Genomic DNA, 24,863 nt, shown 5'->3' on the forward strand with positions numbered 1-24,863 from the left:
ACCGAGCCGGAACCGAGCCGGACACCGCGACGCCGCCGGGCTTGGCGATGCTTTCGATGCGCGCCGCGATGTTGACGCCGTCGCCATAGATGTCGTTGTCCTCGAAGATGATGTCACCGAGATGGACGCCGATGCGGAATTCGATGCGGCGCTCCTCCGGCACGTCGACATTGCGCTCGCGCATCCGGCGCTGGATGTCGGCGGCGCAGGCGACCGCGTTCACCACGCTCGGGAACTCGACAAGCATGCCGTCGCCGGTGAGCTTGACGATGCGGCCCTGGTGCTCAGCGATCTTGCCGTCCGCCATCTCGCGCCGATGCGTCTTGAGCGCCGACAGCGTGCCGGCTTCGTCAAGCCCCATCAGCCTGGAATAGCCGACCACGTCGGCGGCCAATATTGCGGTCAGGCGGCGTTCCATAGTCGGTTGGCCCGCTTGTTTCGGAGATACACCTTAGCAGTTCTCCCGCGTCGCAAGCGGTTTTTCGTCGACTAGAGGAAGAATACCGGCTTCCGCACAAGGACAAGCAGATAAACCACAGCATGTCCGTTCATGCCGCGATCCGGCCTATCCCTGCACAGCCAGGCAAAGCTCAGCGCCATCGCGCGGTAGCTCAACGAACGCCCCAGAAAGACCTTGCTCGATAAGACCCCAGCGGAGAAGTTCGCTGAGTGTGTTGCAGCGATCGGCTGAACCCGCCACCCATTGCGGACATTAGAGGGCCAGTGCACACTTTGCCCATGCATATAGTCGGACGCATCCTTCCTGCCCCTCTTGGCCGCAGTAGTCGTTCCAGGCGATTGCCCGACACCTACCGTTGCGGGCGTGGCCCCGCCTCCCGTCAACGCCTCACCAGCCACTCAAAAAATGATCGGCATTACCGCCACGGGGCCGCAAGCTGACCTCGACCGATTGCAGGCCTTTGCCACGAAGAGCGGCTTTCCGAGCAAGCAAATGGACTCGCCGGAAGGATGGGAACTCTTTGTCGTATTTCCGCCCGGCAGTGAAGCCTCTGCCATTGCAGCCTTTACCGATCAGTTGCGCGGCAGTGAGTTTTCAACACTTGAGCTTGGGTACGCTATGGCGCCTGTGAGCCCGTAGCCCCCGGCCTTCCCCGTCAGACCGTCTCCTTGACCCGCGCCGATAGAAAGTCCGGCAAGTCGGCGACGGAATCCAAAACGACATCGGCAATCGACGACAGCGATTCACGGGTGCCGGTGCCGGAGAGCACGCCGACCGCCAGGCCGCAGCCGCCAGCCCGCGCCATCTCCAGGTCGTGACGGTTGTCGCCGACCATGGCGATCTCGGCCGGCCTCAGCCCGGTCAGGTCGCAGAAGGCGAGGATGGTGTCCGGCGCCGGTTTCGGATTGGCCACCGCGTCATAGCCATAGGCGGCGTCGAAGAGCTGGGCGACGCCGAGCGTGACCATGGTCTTCTCCGCACCGGCGGTCGAATCATTGGTGGCGACGCCGAGCCGGTAGGATCGTTTGTGCAGCGCCGTCAGCGCCGCGACGATGCCCGGCAGCGCCACCGCCATCGACGAGCCCTGCACCGACGTGATCTCGTTGAATCGGGCGACGGCAAGCATCTGGTCCTCGTCGGACAGGCGCGGGAACCACAGCTCGACGACATCCATGTTGGTGCCCGAGGCAAAGATCGAATCGGGCCTGAAGCGCTTGTTGACGAAATCGAAGCCCGCCGCCGCAAGCAGCCTGTCGGCCTTCCAGCGATCGCCCTCGGCAGCGTCCATGGCCATGAAATCGGCGATGCTGAGCCATGTCGCATTGAAGTCGACGAGCGTGCCGTCCTTGTCGAACAAGATGCCCTTGATGTCGGTCGGATTTTTCATACCGCACCCCGCAGTTGCTGGATGCGCGCAACCAGCCCGGCCGTGGAAGCGTCGCGCCTGGCGGCGCTCTCCTTGCCTTCCACGACAGGCAGCAGGCCGGTCGCCAGTTCCTTGCCGAGTTCGACCCCCCACTGGTCGAAGGAATTGATGTTGAACAGGGTGCCCTCGACGAAGACGCGGTGCTCATAGAGCGCGATCAGCCGGCCGAAGGTGCGCGGGTCGAGCTTGCGGTAAAGGATCGTCACCGACGGACGATTGCCGGAGAAGACGCGGTGCGGGGCGATCTTGTCGACATCGGCCGGCTTCATACCCTTGGCCAGCATCTGCGCGCGCGCCTCCTCAAGCGTGCGACCCTTCATCAACGCTTCCGACTGCGCCAGGCAATTGGCGAGCAGCAGATCGTGCTGGTGCTTCAGATCAGGCTCATGGCCGACAGCGGCGGCGAGGAACTCGACCGGGATGAAATCGGTGCCCTGATGCAGCAGCTGGAAGAAGGCGTGCTGGCCATTGGTGCCGGGCTCGCCCCAGACCAGCGGCCCGGTCGGCGTCGTCACCGGCGTGCCGTCGAGGGTGACGCCCTTGCCGTTCGATTCCATGTCGAGTTGCTGCAGATAGGCCGGCAACCTGGACAGGCGCTGATCGTAAGGAATGACGGCGCGCGCCGGGTAGCCGCAGATCACGCGATGCCACCAGCCGACCAGCCCCAAAAGCGCTGGCAGGTTCTTCTGCAAGGGGGCGGTGCGGAAGTGCTCGTCCATCTCATGTGCGCCGTCGAGGAAGGCGCGGAAATTGCGCGGGCCGATGGCGATCATCACCGGCAGGCCGATGGCGCCCCACAGCGAATAGCGGCCGCCGACCCAGTCCCAGAAGCCGAACACGCGGTCCGCCTCGATGCCGAACTTGGCCACCAGGTCGAGCGCGGTCGAGACAGCGGCAAAATGCTTGCCGACGGCTTCCTTGCCGAGCGCCTTTTGCACCCATTTGCGCGCTGTCTCGGCATTGGTCATCGTCTCGACCGTGGTGAAGGTCTTCGAGGCGATGATGAACAAGGTGGTCTCGGCGGACAGGCCCTTCAGTGTGTCATGGATATGGGCGCCATCGATGTTGGAGACGTAATGCGCGCGCGGGCCGTCATGATAGGGCGCCAGCGCCAGTGTCGCCATGGCCGGGCCGAGATCGGAGCCGCCAATGCCGATGTTGACGATGTCGGTGATCTTCTTGCCGGTGGCGCCGGCGGCCTTGCCGGAACGAATGGCATCGGCAAAGGCGCCCATGGCGTCGAGCACGGAAAGCACATCCGCCTTGACGTCCTGGCCGTCGACGGTGACGCCCTTGCCAGAGAGGTTGCGCAGCGCCGTGTGCAGCACGGCGCGGTCCTCGGTGATGTTGATCTTCTTACCGGAAAACATCGCGGCGCGGCGTCCTTCGAGGTCGGCGGCGCCGGCGAGCTTCTCGAGCAGCTCCATCGTGCGCTGGTCGACCGCGCATTTCGACCAGTCGAGCAGAAGGTCGCCGTCGCTGGCCGAGAATGTCTCGAAGCGCTTGGGGTCGGCGGCAAAAGCCTCGCGCATCGTGCCCGATGCAGCCGCGCGCGCAGCACGCAAGGCGACAAGCTGTTTGTCGAAGGACGAATGATCCAATGCCGGCTCCTGATACTTTTTCACGACATCTTATCAGACCGGATGTTTCCGGCGCGTGTCGTCGCGCCGATGTTATTGAGCCGAATCTCGTCTGTTTCAATGCGTGGGGATGACGCAGTGCGGCAAACCGGTGGCACGACAAAGTGTTGTCGCGGGCGCGCCGGGAAGCGATGACGCTGCGCGTCACGCTGGTGAAACGCGGCGCGAGGACGCTGCGCGTCGCGCGGGGATGGTGCTCCGCATCACCCGGGGATAGATCACTGGCATAAATCCCAGCGATCAGAAAAATTGATTGGCGCAACCCCTTGTGCCACGGTTACCTTCCGCTGGTCCAGCCAAGCAAAAAAGTTTGGCCATCGAGGAACTTCTTCCATGCCACAGCGTAACGACACGGCCATATGGTCCGGCCTATTCCGGATTTCGGCGGAATCGGGCCAAACCCTGCAGGCGCAGATCCGCCAGGCGATCGTCGCCGCCATCCTCGACCGGCAGATCGCCGCTTCGATGCCCCTTCCGTCCTGCCGCATCCTGGCCGAAAAACTCGGCGTTGCGCGCGGCACCGTGGTGCTGGCGTTCCAGCAACTGGTCGACCAAGGTTTCCTGGTAGCGCGCGAACGGCGCGGCCATTTCGTCAACCCGGATGTGCTGGCCACCCCCGCCAAACCGCACCAGAAGGCGCCGGACCAGCAAAATGAGATCGACTGGAAGGCACGCCGGCAGATCGCCGCCAGCGACATGCCGCCGCCGGCCAAGCACGACAACTGGATCAAGTCGTCCTACCCATTCGTCTACGGCCAGTTCGACCCGGCGCTGTTTCCGACTGCCGAATGGCGCGAGTGCAACCGCATGGCGCTGGCGGTGCTGGAGATCCGAAACTGGGCTTCGGACATGGTCGATCGCGATGATCCGTTGCTGATCGAGCAGATCCAGGCGCGGCTGTTGCCGCGGCGCGGCATCTTCGCCAATCCCGACGAGATCATTGTCACGCTGGGCGCGCAGAACGCGCTCTATATGTTGGCGACGCTCCTGATGACCAAGGGTTCGAAGGTGGCTATGGAAGACCCGGGCTATCCCGATGCCCGCTCGATCTTCCGCCTCGCGGGCGCTGACATCCAGCCGGTTCCGGTCGACCAGTCCGGCATCGTAACCTCTTCCATTCCCAACGATTCCGGCTTTGTCTTCGTGACGCCCAGCCACCATTGCCCGACCATGGTGCCGCTGTCGGCGGAGCGCCGGCAGGACCTTCTGGCGCGCGCCAACCGCCACAACCAGATCATCATCGAGGACGGCTATGACAGCCAGCTCCTCGACGAGGCGCCGCAACAGGCGCTGAAGAGCCTCGACCGTTCGGGCCGCGTCATCTATGTCGGCTCGATGTCGAAGACGCTGGCTCCGGGCCTGCGGCTTGGCTACATTGTGGCTTCGGCTGGACTAATCTCTGAGCTAAGGGCTCTGCGCCGCTTCATGCTGCGGCATCCACCGGCCAACAACCAGCGCGCGGTCGCGCTGTTCCTGTCGCTCGGCCACCACGAGGCGCTGGTTCGGCGGCTGTCGTCGGCCTTCGACGAACGCCGTAAGCGTCTGGTCCATGCGATTTCCGCATTCCTGCCGGAATGGCGCTCGACCGATTCGGCCGGCGGCACATCGCTCTGGCTGGAAGGGCCGCGCGGCACCGATGCGCGGGGTTTGGCCGAGGCCGCTGCGTCGCGCAGCGTCATCATCGAGCCCGGCGACCGCTTCTTCGACCGCACCGAAAAGCCGTCGCGTTTCATGCGCTTGGGCATTTCCTCTATCGCCCTGCAGCACATCGAGCCGGGCATTCGTGAACTCGCGACCGCGGCCGGACGCAGGCCGGCAGCTGCCTGATCTCCCAGTGCCGGGGCGTTGAACAGCCCCGGCCACCGGCATCTTCCCTAATATCGCTCTTTAGCACCCTGGCATATGCGACGGGGCCCGCTGGCCCATAGGCTGTGCCAATGCCGGCGGCATAGTCGGCTGACAAAGGGGACGAAGCAGGCCGACGGTGGACCAATCACCGCGTCCGGTTTCGCAAGCTAAAGGTGGAGTGCCTCCCATGTCAGTGGCTCTTGAGAAGCAGGATGCGGCTCTTAAGGATGGATCAGCCGACCAGCGTTCGCGGCGATCCGGCGGGCGCGAAGCGCGACGCGCCATGCGGGCGGCACCGCTGGCCGACGACATCCGGCCGGTGCGCGCCGGCCTCGAAGGCGGCAGCTACGGCCCGCTCAGTCAGAACGACCAGGAGCGCATCCATGAAGCGGTGCTGACGCTGCTGGAAACCGTCGGCTTCGCCAATGCCATTCCCTCCTGCATCGAGGCGCTGACGAAAGCCGGCGCTACCTATAGCGATGACGGCCGCATCCGCTTCCCGCGCGGCCTGGTAATGGACACGATCAAGAAGGCAGCGCGGAATTTTACGCTGCACGGCCAGGACCCGAGGCATGACATGCTGATCCAGGGCAAACGCGTGCATTACGGCACCGCGGGTGCCGCGGTGCATCTGGTCGATGTCGAAAAGCGCGAATACCGCGAGTCGCTGGTGCAGGACATTTACGACGCCGCCCGCCTCGTCGAGGGGCTCGACAACATCCATTTCTTCCAGCGGCCGATGGTACCGCGCGACATTCCCGATCCGCTCGAAATGGACTTCAACACGCTCTACGCCTGCGTGATGGGAACGTCCAAGCATGTCGGCACTTCGTTCACGGTGCGTGAGAACGTGCAGCCGGCGCTGGAAATGCTTTATGCGATCGCCGGCGGCGAGGAGAACTTTCGCGCACGGCCGTTCGTGTCGAACTCCAACTGCTTCGTCGTGCCGCCGATGAAGTTCGCCGAGGACGCTTGTGGCGTGCTCGAAGCCTGTGTCGAAGGTGGCATTCCGATTCTTCTGCTATCTGCTGGCCAGGCCGGCGCCACCGCGCCCGCCGCAATTGCCGGCGCCGTGGTCCAGGCAGTGGCCGAAGTGCTCGTCGGTCTCATCTATGTCAACGCCATCAAGCCGGGACACCCGGCGATCTTCGGTACCTGGCCATTCGTCTCCGACCTCCGGACTGGCGCCATGTCGGGCGGTTCGGCCGAGCAGGCGGTGCTGACTTCGGCCTGCGCGCAGATGGCGCAATTCTACGACCTGCCGGGCGGTTCGGCCGCCGGCATGACGGATTCGAAACTGCCCGACATCCAGTCCGGCTATGAAAAGGGCATCACCGATGTGATGGCCGGTCTTGCCGGCCTCAACCTGGTCTATGAATCGGCCGGCATGCATGCCTCGCTGCTCGGCTTCTGCCTGGAAAGCCTGATCATCGACAACGACATGCTGGGCCACTGCCTGCGGTGTGTACGCGGCATCGAGGTGACCGACGAAGCGCTATCGATCGACACCATCACCGAGGTCTGCATGAACGGACCGGGCCACTATCTCGGCAATGAGCAGACGCTGCGGCTGATGCAGACCGAATATTTCTATCCGGCCGTCGGCGACCGCTTTTCGCCCAAGGAATGGAACGAGAAGGGCAGGCCCGACATCTTGCAGCGGGCGATCATCGAGAAGAAACGTGTCCTGGCCGAGCGCTTCCCCCGCCATGTGCCGAAGCTGCTGGACGACAAATTGCGCGCCCGCTTCGGCGAGATGATCAAGCTGCCGCGCAGCGGCATGGGTGGGTAAGTTTATACTTATGAAATCAGTCCGCGCTTAGCCCAAAACGCTCGACGATCTCGGTGCTGATCAGCTTGCCATGCAGCGCCATCAGCACGATCTGCGCATCGAGGCTGTCGCCGGTCTCAAGCGCTGCCTCGATGCGGCGCTCCGCGTCCAGCCGACGCTCCGGGCCATTGGCCTGCTCGAACGTTTGTGGGCCCGCAATGCAATAGCTGAAGAGCTGTGCAACGGACCGGTAGGCGTCCGGCGGCGGCTCGTCCGGCCAATGATCCTTCATCAGATTGACGATGGTGAGTTTTACGCCCTCGGGAACAAGCGCCGGATGAAGGTCAGCACCGCGCAGCGCATTGTCGAGCTCCCTGAGGTCGCCCGAGCGGCCGAACATGCCGAGGAAACCGAGGGAAGAACGCCGTTTCGTCATGATGGTCTCATCTGTGCAGGACGCCGCGAGATGACGTATCTGTAGGTCTGACCCAACAGATACAAGAGCACCAAGAGAAAAGGCGGCCTACCAGATGGCAAGCCGCCTTTGATTTGACCAAGCCTGAGACTCAGTGATTGTCCCTTGGCACGCCGCTGGTGTGCGCGACGTCCTGGTACTTCACTGCCGGCTTCAGCACCATGCCTTCCGAGAACTGGTCGACCATGGAGCGCTGGATCTCCTGCCATGGTGTCTGGTGCTTGGGGTAGTGATAGCCGCCATCGTTCTGCAGTTCGGCGCGGCGGCGCGTGATCTCGTCATCGGTGACGAGGATGTTCGCGGTGCCTTTGCGTAAGTCGATGCGCACGCGGTCGCCGGTCTTGATCAGCGCCAGGCCGCCGCCAATGGCGGCTTCCGGCGAAGCGTTGAGGATCGACGGCGAGCCCGACGTGCCCGACTGGCGGCCATCGCCGATGCAGGCAAGAGCGTGGATGCCCTTCTTGATGAGATAGGCCGGCGGCTGCATGTTGACGACCTCGGCGCCGCCGGGATAGCCGATCGGACCGGCGCCGCGCATGAACAGGATGGTGTGCTCGTCAATGCCTTGCGCCGGATCGTCAATGCGGGCGTGGTAGTCCTCGGGACCGTCGAAGACCATGGCGTTGCCTTCGAAGGCTTCCGGGTCCTTCGGGTTGGACAGATAGCGCTCGCGGAATTCCGGCGAGATGCCGCTCATCTTCATGATGGCGGAATCGAATAGATTGCCGCTGAGGTTGATGAAACCGGCGTTGGTCTTCAGCGGCTCGGCGACGGTGCGGATGACGTCGGTGTTCTCGTTGACAACACCCTCGCAGTTGTCGCCGATCGTCTTGCCGTTGACGGTCATCGCTTCGGGATAGGGCAGCAGCTTGGCCTTCATCAGTTCGGCCACCACGGCCGGGACGCCCCCGGCATGGTGATAGTCCTCGCCGAGATATTCGCCCGACGGCTGCAGATTGACGATGAGCGGTACATGGAGGCCAATCGTCTGCCAGTCGTCATTGGTGAGCGGTACGCCGAGGTGGCGGGCGATGGCGTTGAGATGGATCGGCGCATTGGTCGAGCCGCCAATGGCCGAGTTGACGACAATGGCGTTCTCGAAGGCCTTGCGGGTCATGATGTCGGACGGCTTCAAATCCTCATGCACCATGTCGACGATGCGCTTGCCCGTCTCATAGGCTATCTGGCCGCGCTCGCGGTAGGGCGCCGGAATGGCCGCCGAACCCGGCAATTGCATGCCGAGCGCCTCGGCCAGCGAATTCATCGTGGTGGCGGTGCCCATGGTGTTGCAGTAGCCGGTGGACGGCGCCGAGGAGGCGACGATGTCCATGAACTCGTCATAGTCGATCTCGCCGGCCGACAGGCGCTGGCGCGATTCCCAGACAATGGTGCCGGATCCCGTGCGCTTGCCCTTGTGCCAGCCATTCAGCATCGGGCCGACCGACAGGGCGATGGCCGGAATGTTGACGGTCGCCGCCGCCATCAAAAGCGCGGGCGTGGTCTTGTCGCAACCGATGGTGAGCACGACGCCGTCGAGCGGATAGCCGTAGAGCACTTCTACGAGGCTCAGATAAGCGAGGTTGCGGTCAAGCGCTGCGGTCGGGCGCTTGCCGGTCTCCTGGATCGGATGGCAGGGAAATTCGAAGGGAATGCCGCCCATCGAGACAATGCCTTCGCGCACGCGCTTGGCGAGCTCGATATGGTGGCGGTTGCAGGGCGACAGGTCGGAGCCAGTCTGGGCGATGCCGATCAGCGGCTTGCCCGACATCAGCTCGGCCCGCGTCAGGCCGTAGTTCAGGTAGCGCTCGAGATAGAGCGCGGTCATGCCCGGATTGTCGGGATTGTCGAACCACTCCTGCGAGCGAAATTTCTTCTTCCTGGTGGGGGCGCCTGCCATCGTGGTCTCCGTATTTGTAAGACAAATCGATATGGCAACGCGCGGAAGCAGGCAAGAGGGCGCACCGTCGCAACCGGACTTTGGTGCGATAGACAGAGACCAGACCGTGCGTTAGGCCTTTAAACAGTCTGGCGCGGGAGGTTTTGATGGCTTTGGTGATCGAAGGCGAGGAACGCATTGCCGCATCCCTGCAGAAAGTGTGGGAAGCGCTGAACGATCCGGGCATTCTGAGGGAAAGCATTCCCGGTTGCCAAAGCCTGGAGATGAAATCGCCGACCGAAATGGCCGCGACCGTGGTGCTGAAGATCGGGCCGATCAAGGCGACGTTCAACGGCGAAGTGACGCTGAAGAACCTCAAGCCGCCGCACGCCTACACCATTCAGGGCGAAGGCAAGGGCGGCATTGCCGGCTTCGCCAAGGGTGGCGCCGATGTCACGCTGACGGCGGACGGGCCGCATGCGACGGTGCTCAAATACGCGGCCAAGGCCGATGTCGGCGGCAAGATCGCCCAGCTCGGCAGCAGGCTGATCGAATCGACCTCGAAGAAACTGGCCGGGCAATTTTTTTCGACGTTTGGCGAGAAGGTGGGCGGCTGAGCGTTCCCCTCCCCCTTGAGGGGAGGGTGCCGCGCGAAGCGCGACGGGTGGGGTCGCCTCAGCTGCCTCAACCTGAGTTGAGCTGCTTCAATCGGTGAAGAAATAGCGCCGAGCGCGTCACGGCGGACCCCACCCGGCCCTTCGGGCCACCCTTCCCTCAAGGGGGAGGGATATCCGCGCTATTCGAACACGATGCTGGGCACAGCCGCTTCGGCCGCGCCGCGCTCTTCGTTGACCCGGTCCCAGACCTTCGAAGCAATGTCGCGATAGATCTTCGCCTCGGGGCTATCGGGCTTCGACGCCACCACGGGTGAGCCTTCGTCGGAGCTTTCGCGAATGCCCATTTCCAGCGGCACTTCGCCGAGGAAGGTCACGCCGAGGCGCTCGGCCTCGCGCCGCGCTCCGCCATGGCCGAAAATGTCGTAGCGCTTGCCGGTATCGGGAGCGACGAAATAGCTCATATTCTCGACGATTCCGAGCAACGGCACGTCAACCTTCTTGAACATATTCAACCCCTTGCGGGCGTCGATCAGAGCCAGATCCTGCGGCGTCGAGACGATGACGGCGCCAGCCAGCGGCACCTGCTGGGCCATGGTCAATTGGGCGTCGCCGGTGCCGGGCGGCATGTCGACGACGAGCACGTCGAGCCGGCCCCATTCGACCTCGCGCAGCATCTGCGTCAGCGCCGACATCACCATCGGGCCGCGCCAGATCATCGGCGTTTCCTCGTCGACGAGGAAACCCATCGACATCACCTTGAGGCCGTAATTCTCCATCGGTTTCAGGATCTTGCCGTCGACCGTCTGCGGCCGGCCATGGATGTTGAGCAGCCTGGGCATGGACGGGCCGTAAATGTCGGCATCGAGCACGCCGACGCGCAGGCCATTGGCGGCGAGGCCGAGGGCGATGTTGACGGCGGTGGTCGACTTGCCGACGCCGCCCTTGCCGGAGGCCACCGCAATAATCGCTTCGATGCCCGGCACGCCACGCTTGCCCGAGCTTTGCGAGGCCGGAGCATGCGGTGCGGGACGCGGCGCGGCTGGCGGAGCCGGCGGTGCCCGTCTGGGTACGGGACGCGCCGGAACCGGCGCCTCCATGCCACCGCCCTTCTTTTCCGCCGTCAGCGCGACGACGGCGCCGGCGACACCGGGGATCGCCTTGACGACGCGCTCGGCGGCGGCGCGCAGCGGTTCCATCTCCTGCGCACGGGCGGCGGGAACGGTGATCGAGAAAAACACTTTTGAATCGGCGATGAAAATCTCCGAAACCATGCCGAGGTCGACGATATTGCTGGTGAAGTCCGGCCCATTGACCGTCTTCAGACGCTCGGTGACGATTTCCTTGGTAACGGACATCAGGTCTTCCTTATGCAAGCTTGCGCCTGAGATAGTGCAGTTTCCAGACAGAACCAAGCCGTGGAGCAACGGCCGGCCAGATTTGCCTGCAAACGACGGACACCTGAGTTGCCCGACTCGTCTGGCGCAGGCGCCCGGCGCCGGATAGCTTGCGCCAATGATCGACAAGCTCGAATTCTTCATCGCACTGGCCAAGGAGGAGCATTTCGGCCGGGCGGCGGAAGCGTGTGGCGTCACGCAGCCGACCTTGTCGGCCGGCATCAAGCAGTTGGAAGGCCAGCTCGGCGTGATGCTGGTGCTGCGCGGCTCACGCTTCCAGGGGCTGACGCCGGAAGGCGAACAGGTGCTGGCGTGGGCGCGCCGCATCGTCGGCGACAGCCGCACCATGCGCGAGGAGATGCGGGCGGCGCGCCACGGCCTATCCGGGCGCATCCGTATCGCCGCCATCCCCACTGCTTTGGCCATGGTGGCGCGGCTGACGACGCCGTTTCGCGAAAAGCATCCGGGCGTCACCTTCTCGGTGCTGTCGCGGACCTCGATCGAGGTGCTGTCGCTGCTCGGCAATTTCGACATCGATGCCGGCATTACCTATCTCGACAACGAGCCGTTGGGGCGGGTGACCAGCGTGCCGCTTTATGACGAGCGCTACCAGCTGATCACGGCGGTCGGAAACCCCTATTCCGACCGCGACAAAGTGACATGGGCGGAAATCAGCCAATTGCCGCTCTGCCTTTTGACGCCGGACATGCAAAACCGCCGCATCATCGACCAGCACCTGGCGGAGGCCGGCGTGCAGGTGCGACCGACCCTCGAATCCAACTCGATGATTGTGCTGTTCTCGCATATCCGTACTGGCAAGTGGTCGTCGATCATGCCGCTCAACCTCGCGGAAACATTCGGTTTTTCCGAGCCGATCCGGGCCATTCCGATCGTCGAGCCGGACGCCAGCCACACCGTCGGGCTGGTGGCGACGCCGCGCGAGCCGCATACGCCGCTGGTCCAGGCGCTGCTGGACGAGGCGATGGCGCTGGCAGACGATTTTCACACCCGTCGTTGAGCTAGACAGTGCGGGTTGGGCGAGCTTGATAGAAAATTTCTATCAAACAACGGATCAGCTTTATTGATTCCAGAGGTTTCCTCTGATTTTGTAAAGACTTAGCGATAGAAGCTATCGACCAGGGAGGGCGCTGCATGACGATGCAGCCTGCAAGTACCGAGATCGCATCGCGCATAGCGGCGATCGTCCAGGAGTTGAAGGACCTCGAAGGTCCATTGCTGCCGATCCTCCACGGCATCCAGGAAGAGTTCGGCCATGTGCCGCACGACGTGCTGCCGGTCATTGCCGATGGGCTGAACCTGTCGCGGGCCGAAGTGCACGGCGTCGTCACCTTCTACCATGATTTCCGCGCCAAGCCGGCCGGCCGGCACGTGCTCAAGCTCTGCCAGGCGGAAGCCTGCCAGTCGATGGGTTCGGACGCCGTCGCCGCCAAGATCAAGCAATTGCTCGGCATCGGTTTTCACGAGACCACCCGCGACGGATCGGTTACACTGGAGCCGGTCTATTGCCTCGGGCTTTGCGCCTGTTCGCCGTCGGCGATGCTGGACGGTGAGGTGATCGGGCGGCTCGATGACGAGAAGATCGAAGAGATCGTCGCGGAGGTACGCTCATGATCCCGCGCATCTACATTCCAGGTGACTCCGGCGCGCTGGCGCTCGGCGCCGAAAAGGTCGCCAAGGCGGTTCGCGCGGAGCTCGCCGAACGCGGCATCGAGGCCAAGATCGTGCGCAACGGCTCGCGCGGCGCCTATTTCCTCGAACCGATGGTCGAGGTCGCGACCGAAAAGGGCCGCGTCGCTTACGGGCCGGTCAAGCCCTCAGACGTCAAGAGCCTCTTCGACAGCGGCTTTCTCACCGGTGGCCATCACAAGCGCTGGCTGGGCGCGCCGGACAAGATCCCCTTCCTGGCTAAGCAGACGCGCCTGACCTTCGCGCGTTGCGGTATCAACGACCCGCTGTCGCTCGACGCCTACAAGTCACTGGGCGGACTGAAGGGCTTGCAGAACGCGGTGGCTATGGCGCCGCTCGATATCGTCAAGCAGGTCACAGAATCGGGCTTGCGCGGTCGTGGCGGGGCTGGTTTCCCGACCGGCATCAAGTGGAAGACGGTGCTTGATACCGCCGGCGAGCGCAAGTACATCGTCTGCAACGCCGACGAAGGCGACAGCGCTACCTTCGCCGACCGCATGATCATGGAGGGCGACCCCTTCGTGCTCATCGAAGGCATGACGATTGCCGGCATCGCCACCGGCGCGACCAAGGGCTTCGTCTATATCCGCTCGGAATATCCGCATGCGGTGGCTGTCATGAACAAGGCTGTCGAGGTCGCCCGCAAGGCAGGCGTGCTCGGCGTCAATGTGCTCGGTTCGCCCAACGCTTTCGACATGGAAATCCGGGTCGGCGCCGGCGCCTATGTCTGCGGTGAGGAAACTTCGCTGCTGAACAGCCTTGAAGGCAAGCGCGGCGTGGTGCGCGCCAAGCCACCGCTGCCGGCGATCCAGGGTCTGTTCGGCAAGCCGACGGTGATCAACAATGTCATCTCGCTGGCTTCCGTGCCGATCATCATGGACAAGGGTGCGGCCTTCTACAAGGATTTCGGCATGGGCCGCTCGCGCGGCACGATCCCGATTCAGATCGCCGGCAATGTCAAGTTCGGCGGCCTGTTCGAGGCTGCCTTCGGCATGACGCTGGGCGAAATCGTCGACGATATCGGCGGCGGTACGGCCACCGGTCGCCCGGTGAAGGCGGTGCAGGTCGGCGGCCCGCTCGGCGCCTATTTCCCGCGCGCGCTGTTCGATACTGCATTCGACTATGAAGCCTTTGCCGCCAAGGACGGACTGATCGGTCATGCCGGCATCACCGTGTTCGACGACACGGCCGACATGCTGAAGCAGGCGCGCTTCGCCATGGAGTTCTGTGCCATTGAGAGCTGCGGCAAGTGCACGCCCTGCCGCATCGGCTCGACACGCGGGGTGGAGACCATCGACAGGCTTGCCGCCGGCATCGAGCCGGAAAAGAACCTGGCTCTGGTCGCCGATCTCTGCAACACGATGAAGTTCGGATCGCTCTGCGCGCTGGGCGGCTTCACGCCCTACCCGGTGATGAGCTCGATCACCCATTTCCCCGAAGATTTCAAGCCCGCGCCGGCGCGCGTGGCTGCTGAATAGGAGCTGGCAGATGAATATCAAGGCCGACTTCCCGATACTCATCGAAGAACTCGACTACGGAACCCCGGAATCGAAGGCGCAAAAGCAGGTCACGCTGATCGTCGACGGCCGCAGTATCAGCGTGCCGGAGGGTACGTCGATCATGCGCGCGGCGATCGAAGGCGGGGTCGAGATTCCAAAACTCTGCGCCACGGACATGTTGGACTCGTTCGGTTCCTGCCGCGTCTGCCTGGTCGAGATCGAGGGGCGCGGCGGCACGCCGGCATCCTGCACGACGCCGGTCGGCGAAGGCATGGTGGTGCGCACGCAATCCGAGCGGCTCGACGCCATCCGCCGCGGTGTCATGGAGCTTTACGTCTCCGACCATCCGACTGGCTGGAACGAGAAGGCCGGCACCGGCGCCAGCGAGTTCGACGTTGTGGCGAAGTCGGTCGGCCTGACCGAGAACCGCTTCGGCATCGAGGGCCGCAACCACGTCAAGCAGGAAAACGGCGTCGCGCCCGGCCATGGCTCGCTGGCGGTCGACTACATCGCCCGCGATGAGTCCAACCCTTATTTCACCTATGATCCGGCGCAATGTATCGTCTGCTCGCGCTGCGTGCGGGCCTGCGAGGAGGTGCAAGGCACCTTCGCGCTGACGATCGAGGGCCGCGGTTTCGAATCGCGCATGGTCGCCGGCATGCATGAGGATTTTGTCACCTCCGAATGCGTGTCCTGCGGCGCCTGCGTGCAGGCCTGTCCGACCGATGCGCTGCGTGAAAAGACCGTGCTTGAGAAAGGCATGCCCGAGCGCTCCGCCGTCACCACCTGTGCCTATTGCGGCGTCGGCTGCTCTTTCAAGGCCGAAGTGAAGGGCGACGAAGTCATTCGCATGATGCCCTACAAGGACGGCAAGGCGAACCACGGCCACTCCTGCGTGAAGGGCCGTTTCGCCTATGGCTACGCGACCCACAAGGACCGCATCCTGTCGCCGATGATCCGGGAAAAGGTCAGCGATCCCTGGCGCGAGGTGAGCTGGGAAGAGGCGATCGCCCATACGGCCAAGGAATTCCGCCGTATCCAGTATCAATACGGCCGCACCTCGATCGGCGGTATCACGTCCTCGCGCTGCACGAATGAGGAGACCTATCTGGTGCAGAAGCTGGTGCGCCAAGGCTTCCGCAACAACAATGTCGACACCTGCGCCCGCGTCTGCCACTCGCCGACCGGCTACGGCCTCGGCCAGACCTATGGCACCTCGGCCGGCACCCAGGATTTCGATTCCGTCGAGTTCACCGATGTCGCCGTCATCATCGGCGCCAACCCGGTTTCCGCCCATCCGGTGTTTGCTTCGCGGCTGAAGAAGCGGCTGCGCCAGGGCGCCAAGCTGATCGTGCTCGATCCGCGCCGCACCGAAATGGTCAAGTCGGCGCATGTCGAGGCCGACTACCACCTGCCGCTGAAGCCCGGCACCAACGTGGCGGTGCTGACGTCGCTCGCGCATGTCATCGTCACCGAAGGGCTTTTCGACGAAGCCTTCATCCGCGAACGCTGCGACTGGACGGAGTTCCAGGACTGGGCCTCCTTCGTCGCTTTGCCGGAGAACAGCCCCGAGACCGTCGGCAAGCTTTCCGGCGTCGACCCGGAGCTGATCCGGGGTGCTGCGCGGCTCTATGCCAAGGGCGGCAACGGCGCGATTTATTACGGCCTCGGCGTCACCGAACACAGCCAGGGTTCGACCACGGTTATGGCTATCGCCAACCTTGCCATGGCGACCGGCAATATCGGCCGCCCGGGCGTCGGCGTGAACCCGCTGCGCGGCCAGAACAATGTGCAGGGCTCATGCGACATGGGCTCGTTCCCGCATGAACTGCCGGGCTATCGCCACATCTCGGGCGAGGCGGTGCGCGACATCTATGAGAGCCTGTGGGGCGTGAAGCTCGACGATGAACCGGGCCTGCGCATCCCCAACATGCTGGATGCCGCTGTCGACGGCTCTTTCAAAGGCATCTACATCCAGGGCGAGGACATCCTGCAGTCCGACCCTGATACCAAGCATGTCGCGGCCGGCCTGGCGGCGATGGAATGCGTGGTCGTGCACGACCTGTTCCTCAACGAGACAGCGAACTACGCGCATGTCTTCCTGCCGGGCTCGACCTTCCTGGAGAAGGACGGCACCTTCACCAATGCCGAGCGCCGCATCAACATGGTGCGCAAGGTGCTGGAGCCGAAGGCGCGGTACGCCGACTGGGAAGCGACGCAGGAGCTTGCCCGTGCGATCGGGCTTGACTGGAACTACCAGCATCCCTCGGAAATCATGGACGAGATCGCCAAGACGACGCCAAGCTTCGCCGGCGTCTCCTTCGATCTGCTGGACCGTGTCGGATCGGTGCAATGGCCGTGCAACGAGAAGGCCCCGCTCGGCACGCCGATCATGCATATCGACGCCTTCGTGCGCGGCAAGGGCAAGTTCATCCGCACCGAATATGTGGCGACCGACGAGCGGACCGGGCCGCGTTTCCCGTTGCTGCTGACAACCGGCCGCATCCTCAGCCAGTACAATGTCGGTGCACAGACAAGGCGTACCGAAAACGTCATGTGGCACTCGGAAGACCGGCTGGAGATCCATCCGCACGATGCCGAGAACCGCGGCCTGCGCGATGGCGACTGGGTGCGGCTGACCAGCCGTTCGGGTGAGACGACGCTGCGTGCGCTGATTACCGACCGGGTGTCGCCGGGTGTGGTCTACACCACCTTCCATCATCCGGACACGCAGGCCAACGTCATCACCACCGACTTCTCGGACTGGGCGACCAATTGTCCGGAGTACAAGGTGACGGCGGTGCAGGTCGGCGCGTCGAACGGGCCTTCGGACTGGCAGCGCGACTATGACGAGCAGGCGCGCAACAGCCGCCGCATCGCTCCGCTACAGGCGGCGGAGTAGTCTTGGCCGCGCGCCGCAAAGCAACGACGCAGATATCGCGGCTGGCGCACCGTGCCAGCGGCACTGCGGCGGCTAACCGCATGGTGCCGGAAGAGACGCCGGTGGCGTTCTCCTTTGCCGGCACCACCCATGCGGTGATGATGGCAAGCCCGGCCGATTTCGAGGATTTCGCGCTCGGCTTCTCGCTGACGGAAGGCATCATCGCGTTGCCTGACGAGATCGAGGCGATCGAGGTCGAGGACCATGGCGCCGGGATCGACATCCAGATCCGGCTGAAGGATCAGGCCAATACGCGCTTCGAGGCGCGACGCAGGCGCTTGGCCGGGCCGGTTGGCTGCGGGCTGTGCGGCATCGAATCCATCGAGGAAGCTATGCGCTCGGTCGACAAGGTTGGTGCGTCCAAACTTACGCTTGAGGCCGACGACATTGTTCGCTCGGTCAGGCTGTTGTCGAAGGTGCAGCCGCTGCATTCAGAAACCGGCGCCGTGCATGCCGCGGGCTTCTACATCCCGGGCAAGGGCATCGTCATGGCGCGCGAGGATGTCGGCCGCCACAATGCGCTGGACAAGCTGGCCGGCGCGCTGGCGAAGGCCGGCATTAACGGTGCCTCGGGCGCCGTGGTCGTTACCTCACGCGTCTCGGTTGAGATGGTGCAGAAGACGGCGGCCATCGGCTCGGCTTTCATCATGGCCGTGTCGGCGCCGACCGCGCTTGCCATCCGCACAGCGGAAGAGGCAGGAATGACGCTGGTGGCGCTGGTGCGCGGCGACGATTTCGATGTTTTCACCCACCCGGAACGGGTGGTCTTGGGAGTTGCCCAGCATGTCGCATGACGAAGAGCACATCACGAGCACCAGGGAAAAGCTGGTGCGCATGGCCAATCAGATCGCCGCTTTCTTCCATTCCAGGCCGCGCGAGGAAGGCGTGGCGGGTGTAGCCGAACACATCAACAAGTTCTGGGAGCCCAGGATGCGGCGGCAGTTCTTCGAGATGCTGGATAGCGGCAGCGAAGACTTTGATGAGCTTGTCGTTGTGGCCTCGGCCAGGATCAAGCGGCCGAAGACCGAGGAGCAGGCCGATATAAGCATCGGCTACGTCGAACCCACGGGTGCAGAGAGCGCCGCTCCCCAGAAATAGCCGATCGCCAGAAATAGTCGGTCGAACGCGGTTCGCGTCGGGGGCTATATTCCTGTCTTCTAAAGTTTGACTGCCGCACCCGGCAGGTGTCTGCTATGGTCGACGATCAGAAGTCGTCTGGCCGGGCGGGATGCAGTCGTGAGGCCGATCGAGACGCGATATGCCCTCAGCGGCGACGTGCGGATCGCCTATCAGGTGGTCGGCCAGGGATCGTTCGACCTGGTTTTCGTGCCCGGCTTTATTTCCAACCTCGATCTGCATTGGGAAGACGAGGGTTATACCAGGCTGTTGAAACGGCTGTCGGCGTTCTCGCGGCTGATCCTGTTCGACAAGCGCGGCACCGGCCTGTCCGACCGCGTCGACCCACGCCATCTGCCCAGCCTCGAAACCCGCATGGACGACGTGCGCGCGGTGATGGATGCCACCGGCAGTGGCCGTGCGGCGCTGCTCGGCGCCTCGGAAGGCGCGCCGCTGGCAATGCTGTTCGCCGCCACCTATCCGGAGCGGACACGGGCGTTGGTGCTTTATGGCGGCTATGCGCATTTCCACAAATGGGTCATGCCGCCCGAACGCCTCGAGACCTTCATCGCGACCGCCGGCACGGCCTGGGGCACCGGCGCCACTCTGCCCAACTTCGCGCCGGGCCGCGTCGATGACGCGCATTTCACCCAGTGGTGGGCGCGCTTCGAACGGCTGTCGGCGAGCCCGACGGCAGCGGCCGCCCTTGCCCGGATGAATGCCGGTATCGACGTGCGCGGCGTGCTTTCGGCGATCGGCGCACCGACCCTGCTCATCCATCGCCGCAACGATGTGCGCGTGGATCCCGACGCCAGCCGCTTCCTGGCGAAAAAGATCGCGAATGCGCGACTGGTCGAAATCCCCGGCCGCGATCACCCGATCTGGACCGGCGACGTCGACCGGGTGGCGGACCTGCTCGAGGAATTCCTGACCGGCGAGCGTGCCGTGGCCGAAGCGGAGCGCGCGCTTGCCGCTCTTCTGGCGACACGCATCTACGACACGGCGCGGGTGGGCGACCGCATGTGGAGCGAACGCAGCGAGCGCTTCCAGGAGAGCTGGCGGCAGCTGGTCGGCCGTCATGGCGGACGCATCGCCGGCATCCATGGCGAATTGATGATCTCGCGCTTCGACGGGCCGGCGCGGGCCATACGCTGCGCGGCGGCGCTGCGCGACGCGGCGCAGCATATGGGCATTGCAAGCGCCCAGGGCGCGCATGTCGGCGAGGTCGAAATGCGCGGGCCGCCGGTGGGGCTGATGGCACGGGTGACGATGCAGATCGCCGCCCATGCCGGGCGTGGCGATATTCTGGCGTCGCGGCTGGTCGCCGATCTGGCGGCGGGTTCCGGCCTGCATTTCATCGATGCCGGGCGCGTCACGGTGGATGAGCTGGACGAGCCGCTGGCGCTGGTCCAGGCGACGTCGGAACAGCATCTCGAACCGGCCTGCCGTCCCAAGGCCAAGCCAACCGAGGCGGCTCAACTAACGGCGCGCGAAAGCGAGGTGGTGAGCCTGATCGCCGACGGCAAGAGCAATGCCGCAATCGCTGCCGAGTTGAGGCTCAGCGAGCATACGGTCAAGCGTCATGTCGCCAACATATTGCTGAAGCTCGACCTGCCGTCGCGGGCGGCGGCAGCGGCATTTTCCGCCAGGCACACTGGCCCGGACGGGCCATAGGAGCCATGGCGCTTTTGGGCGAAGCGGCCAAGGGCGCGCAGGCGCTACCAATTCTCTCCATGCAGCCCAGGCGGATGTCGCCGGGAAGGCGCTGCGAGCGGAGGATGCAATGCTGAAGTCAAACAGGTCGATCAAATCGCTGGTGATAGCGGCAGGCGTTGGCGCACTGTTCACGATCGCCCCTGCCAAGGCCGAGGACGCCACGGCGGCCGCCGCCTACAAGGACATCGAGGCGACGCTCGGCTCGGTGCCGGACATGTTCAAGACGCTGCCCGACGTTGCGGTTGCCGGCGCCTGGGCCGAGATCAAGGGCGTGCAGCTCAACCCCAAGACCGCGCTCGACGGCAAGACCAAGGAACTGATGGGGCTGGCCGTCGCCTCGCAGATTCCCTGCCAGTACTGCATCTATTTCCACACCGAGGCCGCCAAGCTCAATGGCGCGACCGATGAGGAGATCAAGGAGACGATCGCTATGGCGGCGATCGTGCGCCATTGGTCGACGATGCTCAACGGCAGCCAGGTCGATTTTGCCACCTTCAAACAGCAGACCGACGGCGTGTTCGCGGCCATCAAAGCCAAGTCGCAATGAAAGACCCTGCCCGGCGATGGCCGCCGGGCAAGTGCTTGTGATCATCAACCGCCCGATCGACGGGCCATGGAGGAAGAAATGCTGACCAAGACGCAAAGCGTGGACGGCGCCGCGATCAAGAAAGCGATCGAAGGACGGGATGGCAGGATGCTGGCGAGCTTCTATGCCGACGATGCGCTGGTGCGGGTGATCGATCGCAACAACCCGCCGAGCAAGCCGCGCGAGATCCGCGGTCGGGCGGCGATCAGCACGTTCTGGGACGACATCTGCAGCCGGGCAATGACCCACAAGGTCGACACCACCATCGCCGATGGCGACAATCTCGCCTTCACCCAGGCCTGCGCCTATCCGGACGGCACGAAAGTGTTCTGCGCGGCGATGCTGGAGCTGAAGAACGGACGGATTGCGCGACAGACCGTCGTGCAGGCCTGGGACGAGTAGGTCAACCGCGAAAAAATCAACCGCGGTTTGGGCCGCAAAACTGGAGGACACAAAAATGTTCAGCGCCAGATGGCAGATCGACGCCAAGTTCGGGCACAAGCAGACCGTGCTCGACCTGCTCAAGAAATGGGAGCGCGAGATCGGCTCTCAGGTCGGCATTGCCGATCTCGAGTTCCAGATCATGACCGGTTCGATCGGCGCCCGGGAGGCGACGGTCGAATCGCATCACCAGGTCGAGAGCCTGGCCCAGTTGGAGGCGTTCTTCGCCAAGATCGGCAAGATCGATGCGCACGCCAAATGGGGCAAGGAGATGGAGCCCTACGTCGTGTCAGGCACCAGCCTTTGGAACATCTACCGCATCGTGGAGTAGAGCAATTCCAGGAAAAGTGTGAGCGGTTTTTCCGTCCGGAATTGCGTAAAAACAGAGAGGACGCCGCGACTTTCGGCCGTCAGTTGCGGCGGCCGAAATTCGATCGCTGCCCGGCGAAGCGGCCTTCCCTGGCCAATCCGGCCGGCGCGGTACGCGCCGGCTGATTGGGCAGCGTGGCCTATTTGGCCAGAGCCGCCGCTATCAGGGCGTCGGCCTGGCGGGCGCGCTGGTCCGCGCCGGCATCGCCGCCAGTGGTCCCAGCCGTCGCGGAGGCCGATGCCTGCCTGCGCGGCCGGAAGGCAAAATAGAGGAGCAGCGCGCCGAGCAGTCCGGCGCCAATGACGATGGCCAGGCGCGTGCCGGTCATGCCCGTGCGTTCGATCTGGGTCGGTTTGGCGGGGTTCTGGACGACGGTGAGTTTGTCGCCGACCTGCGGTTCGCGGTCGCCGTTCTTGTTCAGCTCCATCGTGGCCTCGACGGCATCGGCGCCGGTGCCGACGCGCAAGGTGCCGGTGAATTTCTGGGTCACCTTCCACTCTTTGTCGGCGTGCACCGTCTTGAACGCGTCAACCAGCTCGCAGGGGATCGTGGCGGTGCTGACGGTCTTGTAGACGATCTTGTGGGCGGTCGATTCCATGTCGCATTCGACAGCGACCGCAAGGATCTCGGCTGGCGCCTCGGGCCAGCCGCTTTTCTTGATAATGTCCTTGCCGCCGAACACAGCGATCAGCAGACAGAAGCCGCCAATGAGTACCAGCTTGATCTTGGTCGTGTTCATGCGCAAACCCCCTCGCCGCGCGGTTTTCCGGCAAGGAGGCTGCTCGTTCAGGTTGAATATTCAGTAAATTGTGAACTGTCGCCGGGCCGCGAAAGTTCAACAGGCTTAACAGATGCCGACCTGGACGATGAATACTTTAGGCATGGCGGATCGCCGCCATGCCTTTGTTCAAGACTCGGCGAGGGCTGACTACATCAGGCCCAGCTGTTTGTAGAAGCCAAGCGCATCGTAGTAGTCGCTCTGGGTGGTGATCTTGCCGTCCTTGATCGAGAACATCGAGGCACCGGTGAAGGAAAACTTCTTGCCGGTGGCAGCCGTGCCGTCGGCCCAGGCGCCGGTGTTGGTGCCGGAAAACTCCCATTCGAACGAGACTCGGTCGCCCTCGACCACCGGTGCGCCCTTCATCGTCCAGACGGCGTCGGGAACAGCCTTCAGGAAATTGTCGATAACACCGGTCTTGGCGGCTTCCTTGCCCTTGACCGGCGTGCCGACCGAGGCGTCGTAGTAGGTGACGTCGTCAGCGAAATAGCCGGCGGCCTTGGCCGAATCATGGGCGTTCCAGGCGGCGACATAGGCTTCGACCACCGATTGCGCGGTATCGGCGGCGAAGGATGGCGCCACGACGAGAAGCGTGGCGGCGATGGTTGCGGACGTTAGAAACTGACGGCGATGCATTGTCTTCCTCCCTTGGTTGAATGGCTGCTCGTCCTGCTTTAGCCGTGAGCCACCATGACGTGGCGAACGGCGGTATAGTCCTCCAGCGCGTAGAGCGACATGTCCTTGCCGTAGCCGGACTGTTTCAGCCCGCCATGCGGCATCTCGTTGGTCAGCATGAAATGGGTGTTGATCCAGGTGCAGCCATATTGCAGGCGGGCGGCTGTCGCCATGGCGCGCGAGACGTCCTTGGTCCACACCGAGGACGCCAAACCATAATCGCTGTCATTGGCCCAGGTCACGGCTTCGTCGACCTCGGAGAAGCGGGTGATCGACACGACCGGGCCGAACACTTCGCGGCGCACGATCTCGTCCTCCTGCAACGCGCCGGCAACGACGGTCGGCTGGTAGTAGAAGCCGGAGCCTTCGCCCGGCTTGCCGCCGGTGGTGATCTCGATGTGCTTCAGTTCCGAAGCGCGCTCGACGAAGCTCGAGACGCGGTCGCGCTGGCGGCGCGAGATCAGTGGACCGATCTCGTTTTCGGTGTCGTCCGGCTGGTTGTATTTGATGGTCGAGACGGCCGAGGAGAGATCGGCAACGAGCTTGTCGTAGATCTTCTTGCCGGCATAGATGCGGCAGGCGGCGGTGCAGTCCTGGCCGGCATTGTAATAACCGAAGGCGCGCAGCCCGTTGACCACGGCGCCGAGGTCGGCGTCGTCGAAGACGATGACCGGCGCCTTGCCGCCGAGTTCCAGATGCGTGCGCTTGACCGACTTGGCGGCGGCCTGCAGCACCTTCTTGCCGGTGGCGACGTCGCCGGTGATCGAGATCATGTTGACCTTGGCGTGGTTGATCAGCGTGTTGCCGACGCTGTCACCACGCCCGAGCACGACATTGACGACCCCCTCGGGCAGCACGTCGGCCAGGATCCTGGCCAGCTTCAGCGCCGTCAGCGGCGTCTGCTCCGAAGGCTTGAAGACGACGGTGTTGCCGCCGGCAATCGCCGGCGCCAGCTTCCAAGCCATCATCATCAGCGGATAGTTCCAGGGCGCGATCGAGGCGACGATGCCGATCGGGTCGCGACGCACCATCGAGGTGTGGCCGGGCAGGTATTCGCCGGCGACCACGCCGGGCATCGAACGGACCGCGCCGGCAAAGAAGCGATAGCAGTCGACGATTGCCGGGATTTCGTCATTGAGCACCGCGTTGATCGGCTTGCCGCAGTTCAGCGCCTCGAGCGCGGCGAACTCCTTGGCCTCTGCCTCGATGCGGTCGGCAATCTTGAGGAGATAGCCGGAGCGTTGCGCCGGCGTGGTGCGCGACCACAAGACGAACGCCTTTTCCGCCGCTGCGACAGCAGCCTCGATCTGCGCCGGGCTTGCCTCCGGCAGGTTGAGAATGGTCGCCCCGGTCTTTGGATTGAGGATCGGCTCCTCGGTTTCGGTGCCCTTGTCGAAGATCGAGCCGATCAGCATCTGGGTGTCCATGGATTTCTCCCTTGTCAGGAGCGAGTAGCGAGTAGCGAATAGCGAGTAGGGTTGGTCGTCGATCTTTCCCTATTCGCTACTCGCTACTCCCTATTCGCTT

At 63.8% G+C, this 24,863-nt stretch carries 23 protein-coding genes and 1 pseudogene; 15 read left to right on the forward strand and 9 right to left on the reverse strand.

Annotation, left to right across the window (positions count from 1 at the left end; genetic code table 11):
* Nucleotides 1–418, reverse strand: a 418-nt coding sequence (locus tag AC1DYO_RS29615) for an adenylate/guanylate cyclase domain-containing protein (RefSeq protein ID WP_477267924.1), incomplete at its 3' end; no start/stop codon positions are given.
* A gap of 147 nt (nucleotides 419–565) precedes the next feature.
* On the opposite strand from AC1DYO_RS29615, the pseudogene AC1DYO_RS29620 reads away from it, so the two are divergent.
* A pseudogene (locus tag AC1DYO_RS29620) lies at nucleotides 566–691 on the forward strand (IS30 family transposase); the annotation flags it as partial.
* Nucleotides 692–865: 174 nt separating this feature from the next.
* Nucleotides 866–1,099 (forward strand): hypothetical protein, encoded by a 234-nt coding sequence (locus AC1DYO_RS29625; protein WP_477267925.1) that lies wholly within the window; start codon nucleotides 866–868, stop codon nucleotides 1,097–1,099.
* A 16-nt stretch (nucleotides 1,100–1,115) separates the two neighbouring features.
* On the opposite strand, the gene AC1DYO_RS29630 is transcribed toward AC1DYO_RS29625, so the two are convergent.
* Nucleotides 1,116–1,847, reverse strand: coding sequence for an HAD family hydrolase (locus tag AC1DYO_RS29630; RefSeq protein ID WP_477267926.1), 732 nt, complete (start codon nucleotides 1,845–1,847; stop codon nucleotides 1,116–1,118).
* Nucleotides 1,844–3,487 (reverse strand): glucose-6-phosphate isomerase, encoded by a 1,644-nt coding sequence (gene pgi, locus AC1DYO_RS29635; RefSeq protein WP_477267927.1) that lies wholly within the window; start codon nucleotides 3,485–3,487, stop codon nucleotides 1,844–1,846. The genes AC1DYO_RS29630 and pgi overlap by 4 nt, the downstream gene beginning before the upstream one ends.
* Nucleotides 3,488–3,859: 372 nt before the next feature.
* On the opposite strand from pgi, the gene pdxR reads away from it, so the two are divergent.
* A complete protein-coding gene (gene pdxR, locus AC1DYO_RS29640) occupies nucleotides 3,860–5,353 on the forward strand; it encodes a MocR-like pyridoxine biosynthesis transcription factor PdxR (protein WP_181056391.1) in 1,494 nt (497 codons plus the stop codon).
* Between the two features lie 208 nt (nucleotides 5,354–5,561).
* Nucleotides 5,562–7,166: a trimethylamine methyltransferase family protein gene (locus AC1DYO_RS29645; RefSeq protein ID WP_477267928.1), complete on the forward strand. Its 1,605-nt coding sequence runs from the start codon at nucleotides 5,562–5,564 to the stop codon at nucleotides 7,164–7,166.
* Nucleotides 7,167–7,182: 16 nt separating this feature from the next.
* Here AC1DYO_RS29645 and AC1DYO_RS29650 read toward each other — a convergent pair whose 3' ends face one another.
* A complete protein-coding gene (locus AC1DYO_RS29650; RefSeq protein WP_477267929.1) occupies nucleotides 7,183–7,581 on the reverse strand; it encodes a hypothetical protein in 399 nt (132 codons plus the stop codon).
* Nucleotides 7,582–7,711: 130 nt separating this feature from the next.
* Nucleotides 7,712–9,517 (reverse strand): IlvD/Edd family dehydratase, encoded by a 1,806-nt coding sequence (locus tag AC1DYO_RS29655; protein ID WP_477267930.1) that lies wholly within the window; start codon nucleotides 9,515–9,517, stop codon nucleotides 7,712–7,714.
* Between the two features lie 146 nt (nucleotides 9,518–9,663).
* Between AC1DYO_RS29655 and AC1DYO_RS29660 the strand changes: the two genes are divergently transcribed.
* A complete protein-coding gene (locus tag AC1DYO_RS29660) occupies nucleotides 9,664–10,113 on the forward strand; it encodes an SRPBCC family protein (RefSeq protein WP_181056395.1) in 450 nt (149 codons plus the stop codon).
* A 179-nt stretch (nucleotides 10,114–10,292) separates the two neighbouring features.
* Here AC1DYO_RS29660 and AC1DYO_RS29665 read toward each other — a convergent pair whose 3' ends face one another.
* A complete protein-coding gene (locus AC1DYO_RS29665; protein ID WP_477267949.1) occupies nucleotides 10,293–11,471 on the reverse strand; it encodes an Mrp/NBP35 family ATP-binding protein in 1,179 nt (392 codons plus the stop codon).
* Nucleotides 11,472–11,625: 154 nt separating this feature from the next.
* Here AC1DYO_RS29665 and AC1DYO_RS29670 point away from each other — a divergent pair, with 154 nt between their 5' ends.
* The 10 genes from AC1DYO_RS29670 (at nucleotide 11,626) to AC1DYO_RS29715 (ending at nucleotide 21,844) form a co-directional block, all read left to right on the forward strand.
* Nucleotides 11,626–12,525 carry a LysR family transcriptional regulator gene (locus tag AC1DYO_RS29670; RefSeq protein WP_477267931.1) on the forward strand — a complete coding sequence of 300 codons (900 nt, stop codon included), beginning with the start codon at nucleotides 11,626–11,628 and terminating at the stop codon, nucleotides 12,523–12,525.
* A 134-nt stretch (nucleotides 12,526–12,659) separates the two neighbouring features.
* Nucleotides 12,660–13,139, forward strand: a complete 480-nt coding sequence (locus AC1DYO_RS29675; RefSeq protein WP_181056399.1) for a formate dehydrogenase subunit gamma — start codon at nucleotides 12,660–12,662, stop codon at nucleotides 13,137–13,139.
* Nucleotides 13,136–14,692: a formate dehydrogenase beta subunit gene (locus AC1DYO_RS29680; protein WP_477267932.1), complete on the forward strand. Its 1,557-nt coding sequence runs from the start codon at nucleotides 13,136–13,138 to the stop codon at nucleotides 14,690–14,692. Before AC1DYO_RS29675 ends, AC1DYO_RS29680 begins: the two co-directional genes overlap by 4 nt.
* A 10-nt stretch (nucleotides 14,693–14,702) precedes the next feature.
* Nucleotides 14,703–17,615, forward strand: coding sequence for a formate dehydrogenase subunit alpha (fdhF, locus tag AC1DYO_RS29685; protein ID WP_477267933.1), 2,913 nt, complete (start codon nucleotides 14,703–14,705; stop codon nucleotides 17,613–17,615).
* 2 nt (nucleotides 17,616–17,617) lie between these two features.
* Nucleotides 17,618–18,448: a formate dehydrogenase accessory sulfurtransferase FdhD gene (fdhD, locus tag AC1DYO_RS29690; protein WP_181056402.1), complete on the forward strand. Its 831-nt coding sequence runs from the start codon at nucleotides 17,618–17,620 to the stop codon at nucleotides 18,446–18,448.
* A complete protein-coding gene (locus tag AC1DYO_RS29695) occupies nucleotides 18,438–18,752 on the forward strand; it encodes a formate dehydrogenase subunit delta (RefSeq protein WP_477267934.1) in 315 nt (104 codons plus the stop codon). The genes fdhD and AC1DYO_RS29695 overlap by 11 nt, the downstream gene beginning before the upstream one ends.
* A gap of 138 nt (nucleotides 18,753–18,890) precedes the next feature.
* On the forward strand, nucleotides 18,891–20,444 hold the full coding sequence (locus AC1DYO_RS29700) for an alpha/beta fold hydrolase (RefSeq protein WP_477267935.1): 1,554 nt from the start codon (nucleotides 18,891–18,893) through the stop codon (nucleotides 20,442–20,444).
* Nucleotides 20,445–20,553: 109 nt separating this feature from the next.
* A complete protein-coding gene (locus AC1DYO_RS29705; protein ID WP_477267936.1) occupies nucleotides 20,554–21,033 on the forward strand; it encodes a carboxymuconolactone decarboxylase family protein in 480 nt (159 codons plus the stop codon).
* A 78-nt stretch (nucleotides 21,034–21,111) separates the two neighbouring features.
* Nucleotides 21,112–21,474: a nuclear transport factor 2 family protein gene (locus AC1DYO_RS29710; RefSeq protein ID WP_023688799.1), complete on the forward strand. Its 363-nt coding sequence runs from the start codon at nucleotides 21,112–21,114 to the stop codon at nucleotides 21,472–21,474.
* A 55-nt stretch (nucleotides 21,475–21,529) separates the two neighbouring features.
* Nucleotides 21,530–21,844, forward strand: coding sequence for a hypothetical protein (locus tag AC1DYO_RS29715; protein WP_181056407.1), 315 nt, complete (start codon nucleotides 21,530–21,532; stop codon nucleotides 21,842–21,844).
* A gap of 178 nt (nucleotides 21,845–22,022) precedes the next feature.
* Here AC1DYO_RS29715 and AC1DYO_RS29720 read toward each other — a convergent pair whose 3' ends face one another.
* The 3 genes from AC1DYO_RS29720 to AC1DYO_RS29730 all read right to left on the reverse strand — a co-directional run bounded on the left by AC1DYO_RS29720 (nucleotide 22,023) and on the right by AC1DYO_RS29730 (nucleotide 24,763).
* Nucleotides 22,023–22,622, reverse strand: a complete 600-nt coding sequence (locus AC1DYO_RS29720) for an LPXTG cell wall anchor domain-containing protein (protein ID WP_477267937.1) — start codon at nucleotides 22,620–22,622, stop codon at nucleotides 22,023–22,025.
* Nucleotides 22,623–22,811: 189 nt separating this feature from the next.
* Entirely contained in the window at nucleotides 22,812–23,297 is a 486-nt protein-coding gene (locus AC1DYO_RS29725) for an ester cyclase (protein ID WP_477267938.1), read from the reverse strand.
* Between the two features lie 38 nt (nucleotides 23,298–23,335).
* Nucleotides 23,336–24,763 carry a gamma-aminobutyraldehyde dehydrogenase gene (locus AC1DYO_RS29730; RefSeq protein WP_477267939.1) on the reverse strand — a complete coding sequence of 476 codons (1,428 nt, stop codon included), beginning with the start codon at nucleotides 24,761–24,763 and terminating at the stop codon, nucleotides 23,336–23,338.
* Between the last annotated feature and the right edge of the window lie 100 nt (nucleotides 24,764–24,863).

The sequence above is a fragment of the Mesorhizobium sp. P2_F5 genome (assembly GCF_056403715.1).

Excerpts from the sequence above, each read along its gene's own strand:
- AC1DYO_RS29720 (WP_477267937.1), bottom strand. The coding sequence starts at position 22,622 with ATGAACACGACCAAGATCAAGCTGGTACTCATTGGCGGCTTCTGTCTG.
- AC1DYO_RS29630 (WP_477267926.1), bottom strand. The coding sequence starts at position 1,847 with ATGAAAAATCCGACCGACATCAAGGGCATCTTGTTCGACAAGGACGGC.
- pdxR (WP_181056391.1), top strand. The coding sequence starts at position 3,860 with ATGCCACAGCGTAACGACACGGCCATATGGTCCGGCCTATTCCGGATT.
- AC1DYO_RS29655 (WP_477267930.1), bottom strand. The coding sequence starts at position 9,517 with ATGGCAGGCGCCCCCACCAGGAAGAAGAAATTTCGCTCGCAGGAGTGG.
- AC1DYO_RS29660 (WP_181056395.1), top strand. The coding sequence starts at position 9,664 with ATGGCTTTGGTGATCGAAGGCGAGGAACGCATTGCCGCATCCCTGCAG.
- AC1DYO_RS29725 (WP_477267938.1), bottom strand. The coding sequence starts at position 23,297 with ATGCATCGCCGTCAGTTTCTAACGTCCGCAACCATCGCCGCCACGCTT.
- AC1DYO_RS29730 (WP_477267939.1), bottom strand. The coding sequence starts at position 24,763 with ATGGACACCCAGATGCTGATCGGCTCGATCTTCGACAAGGGCACCGAA.
- AC1DYO_RS29625 (WP_477267925.1), top strand. The coding sequence starts at position 866 with ATGATCGGCATTACCGCCACGGGGCCGCAAGCTGACCTCGACCGATTG.
- fdhF (WP_477267933.1), top strand. The coding sequence starts at position 14,703 with ATGAATATCAAGGCCGACTTCCCGATACTCATCGAAGAACTCGACTAC.
- AC1DYO_RS29705 (WP_477267936.1), top strand. The coding sequence starts at position 20,554 with ATGCTGAAGTCAAACAGGTCGATCAAATCGCTGGTGATAGCGGCAGGC.
- AC1DYO_RS29670 (WP_477267931.1), top strand. The coding sequence starts at position 11,626 with ATGATCGACAAGCTCGAATTCTTCATCGCACTGGCCAAGGAGGAGCAT.
- AC1DYO_RS29680 (WP_477267932.1), top strand. The coding sequence starts at position 13,136 with ATGATCCCGCGCATCTACATTCCAGGTGACTCCGGCGCGCTGGCGCTC.
- AC1DYO_RS29695 (WP_477267934.1), top strand. The coding sequence starts at position 18,438 with ATGTCGCATGACGAAGAGCACATCACGAGCACCAGGGAAAAGCTGGTG.
- AC1DYO_RS29710 (WP_023688799.1), top strand. The coding sequence starts at position 21,112 with ATGCTGACCAAGACGCAAAGCGTGGACGGCGCCGCGATCAAGAAAGCG.
- AC1DYO_RS29650 (WP_477267929.1), bottom strand. The coding sequence starts at position 7,581 with ATGACGAAACGGCGTTCTTCCCTCGGTTTCCTCGGCATGTTCGGCCGC.
- AC1DYO_RS29715 (WP_181056407.1), top strand. The coding sequence starts at position 21,530 with ATGTTCAGCGCCAGATGGCAGATCGACGCCAAGTTCGGGCACAAGCAG.
- AC1DYO_RS29645 (WP_477267928.1), top strand. The coding sequence starts at position 5,562 with ATGTCAGTGGCTCTTGAGAAGCAGGATGCGGCTCTTAAGGATGGATCA.
- AC1DYO_RS29675 (WP_181056399.1), top strand. The coding sequence starts at position 12,660 with ATGACGATGCAGCCTGCAAGTACCGAGATCGCATCGCGCATAGCGGCG.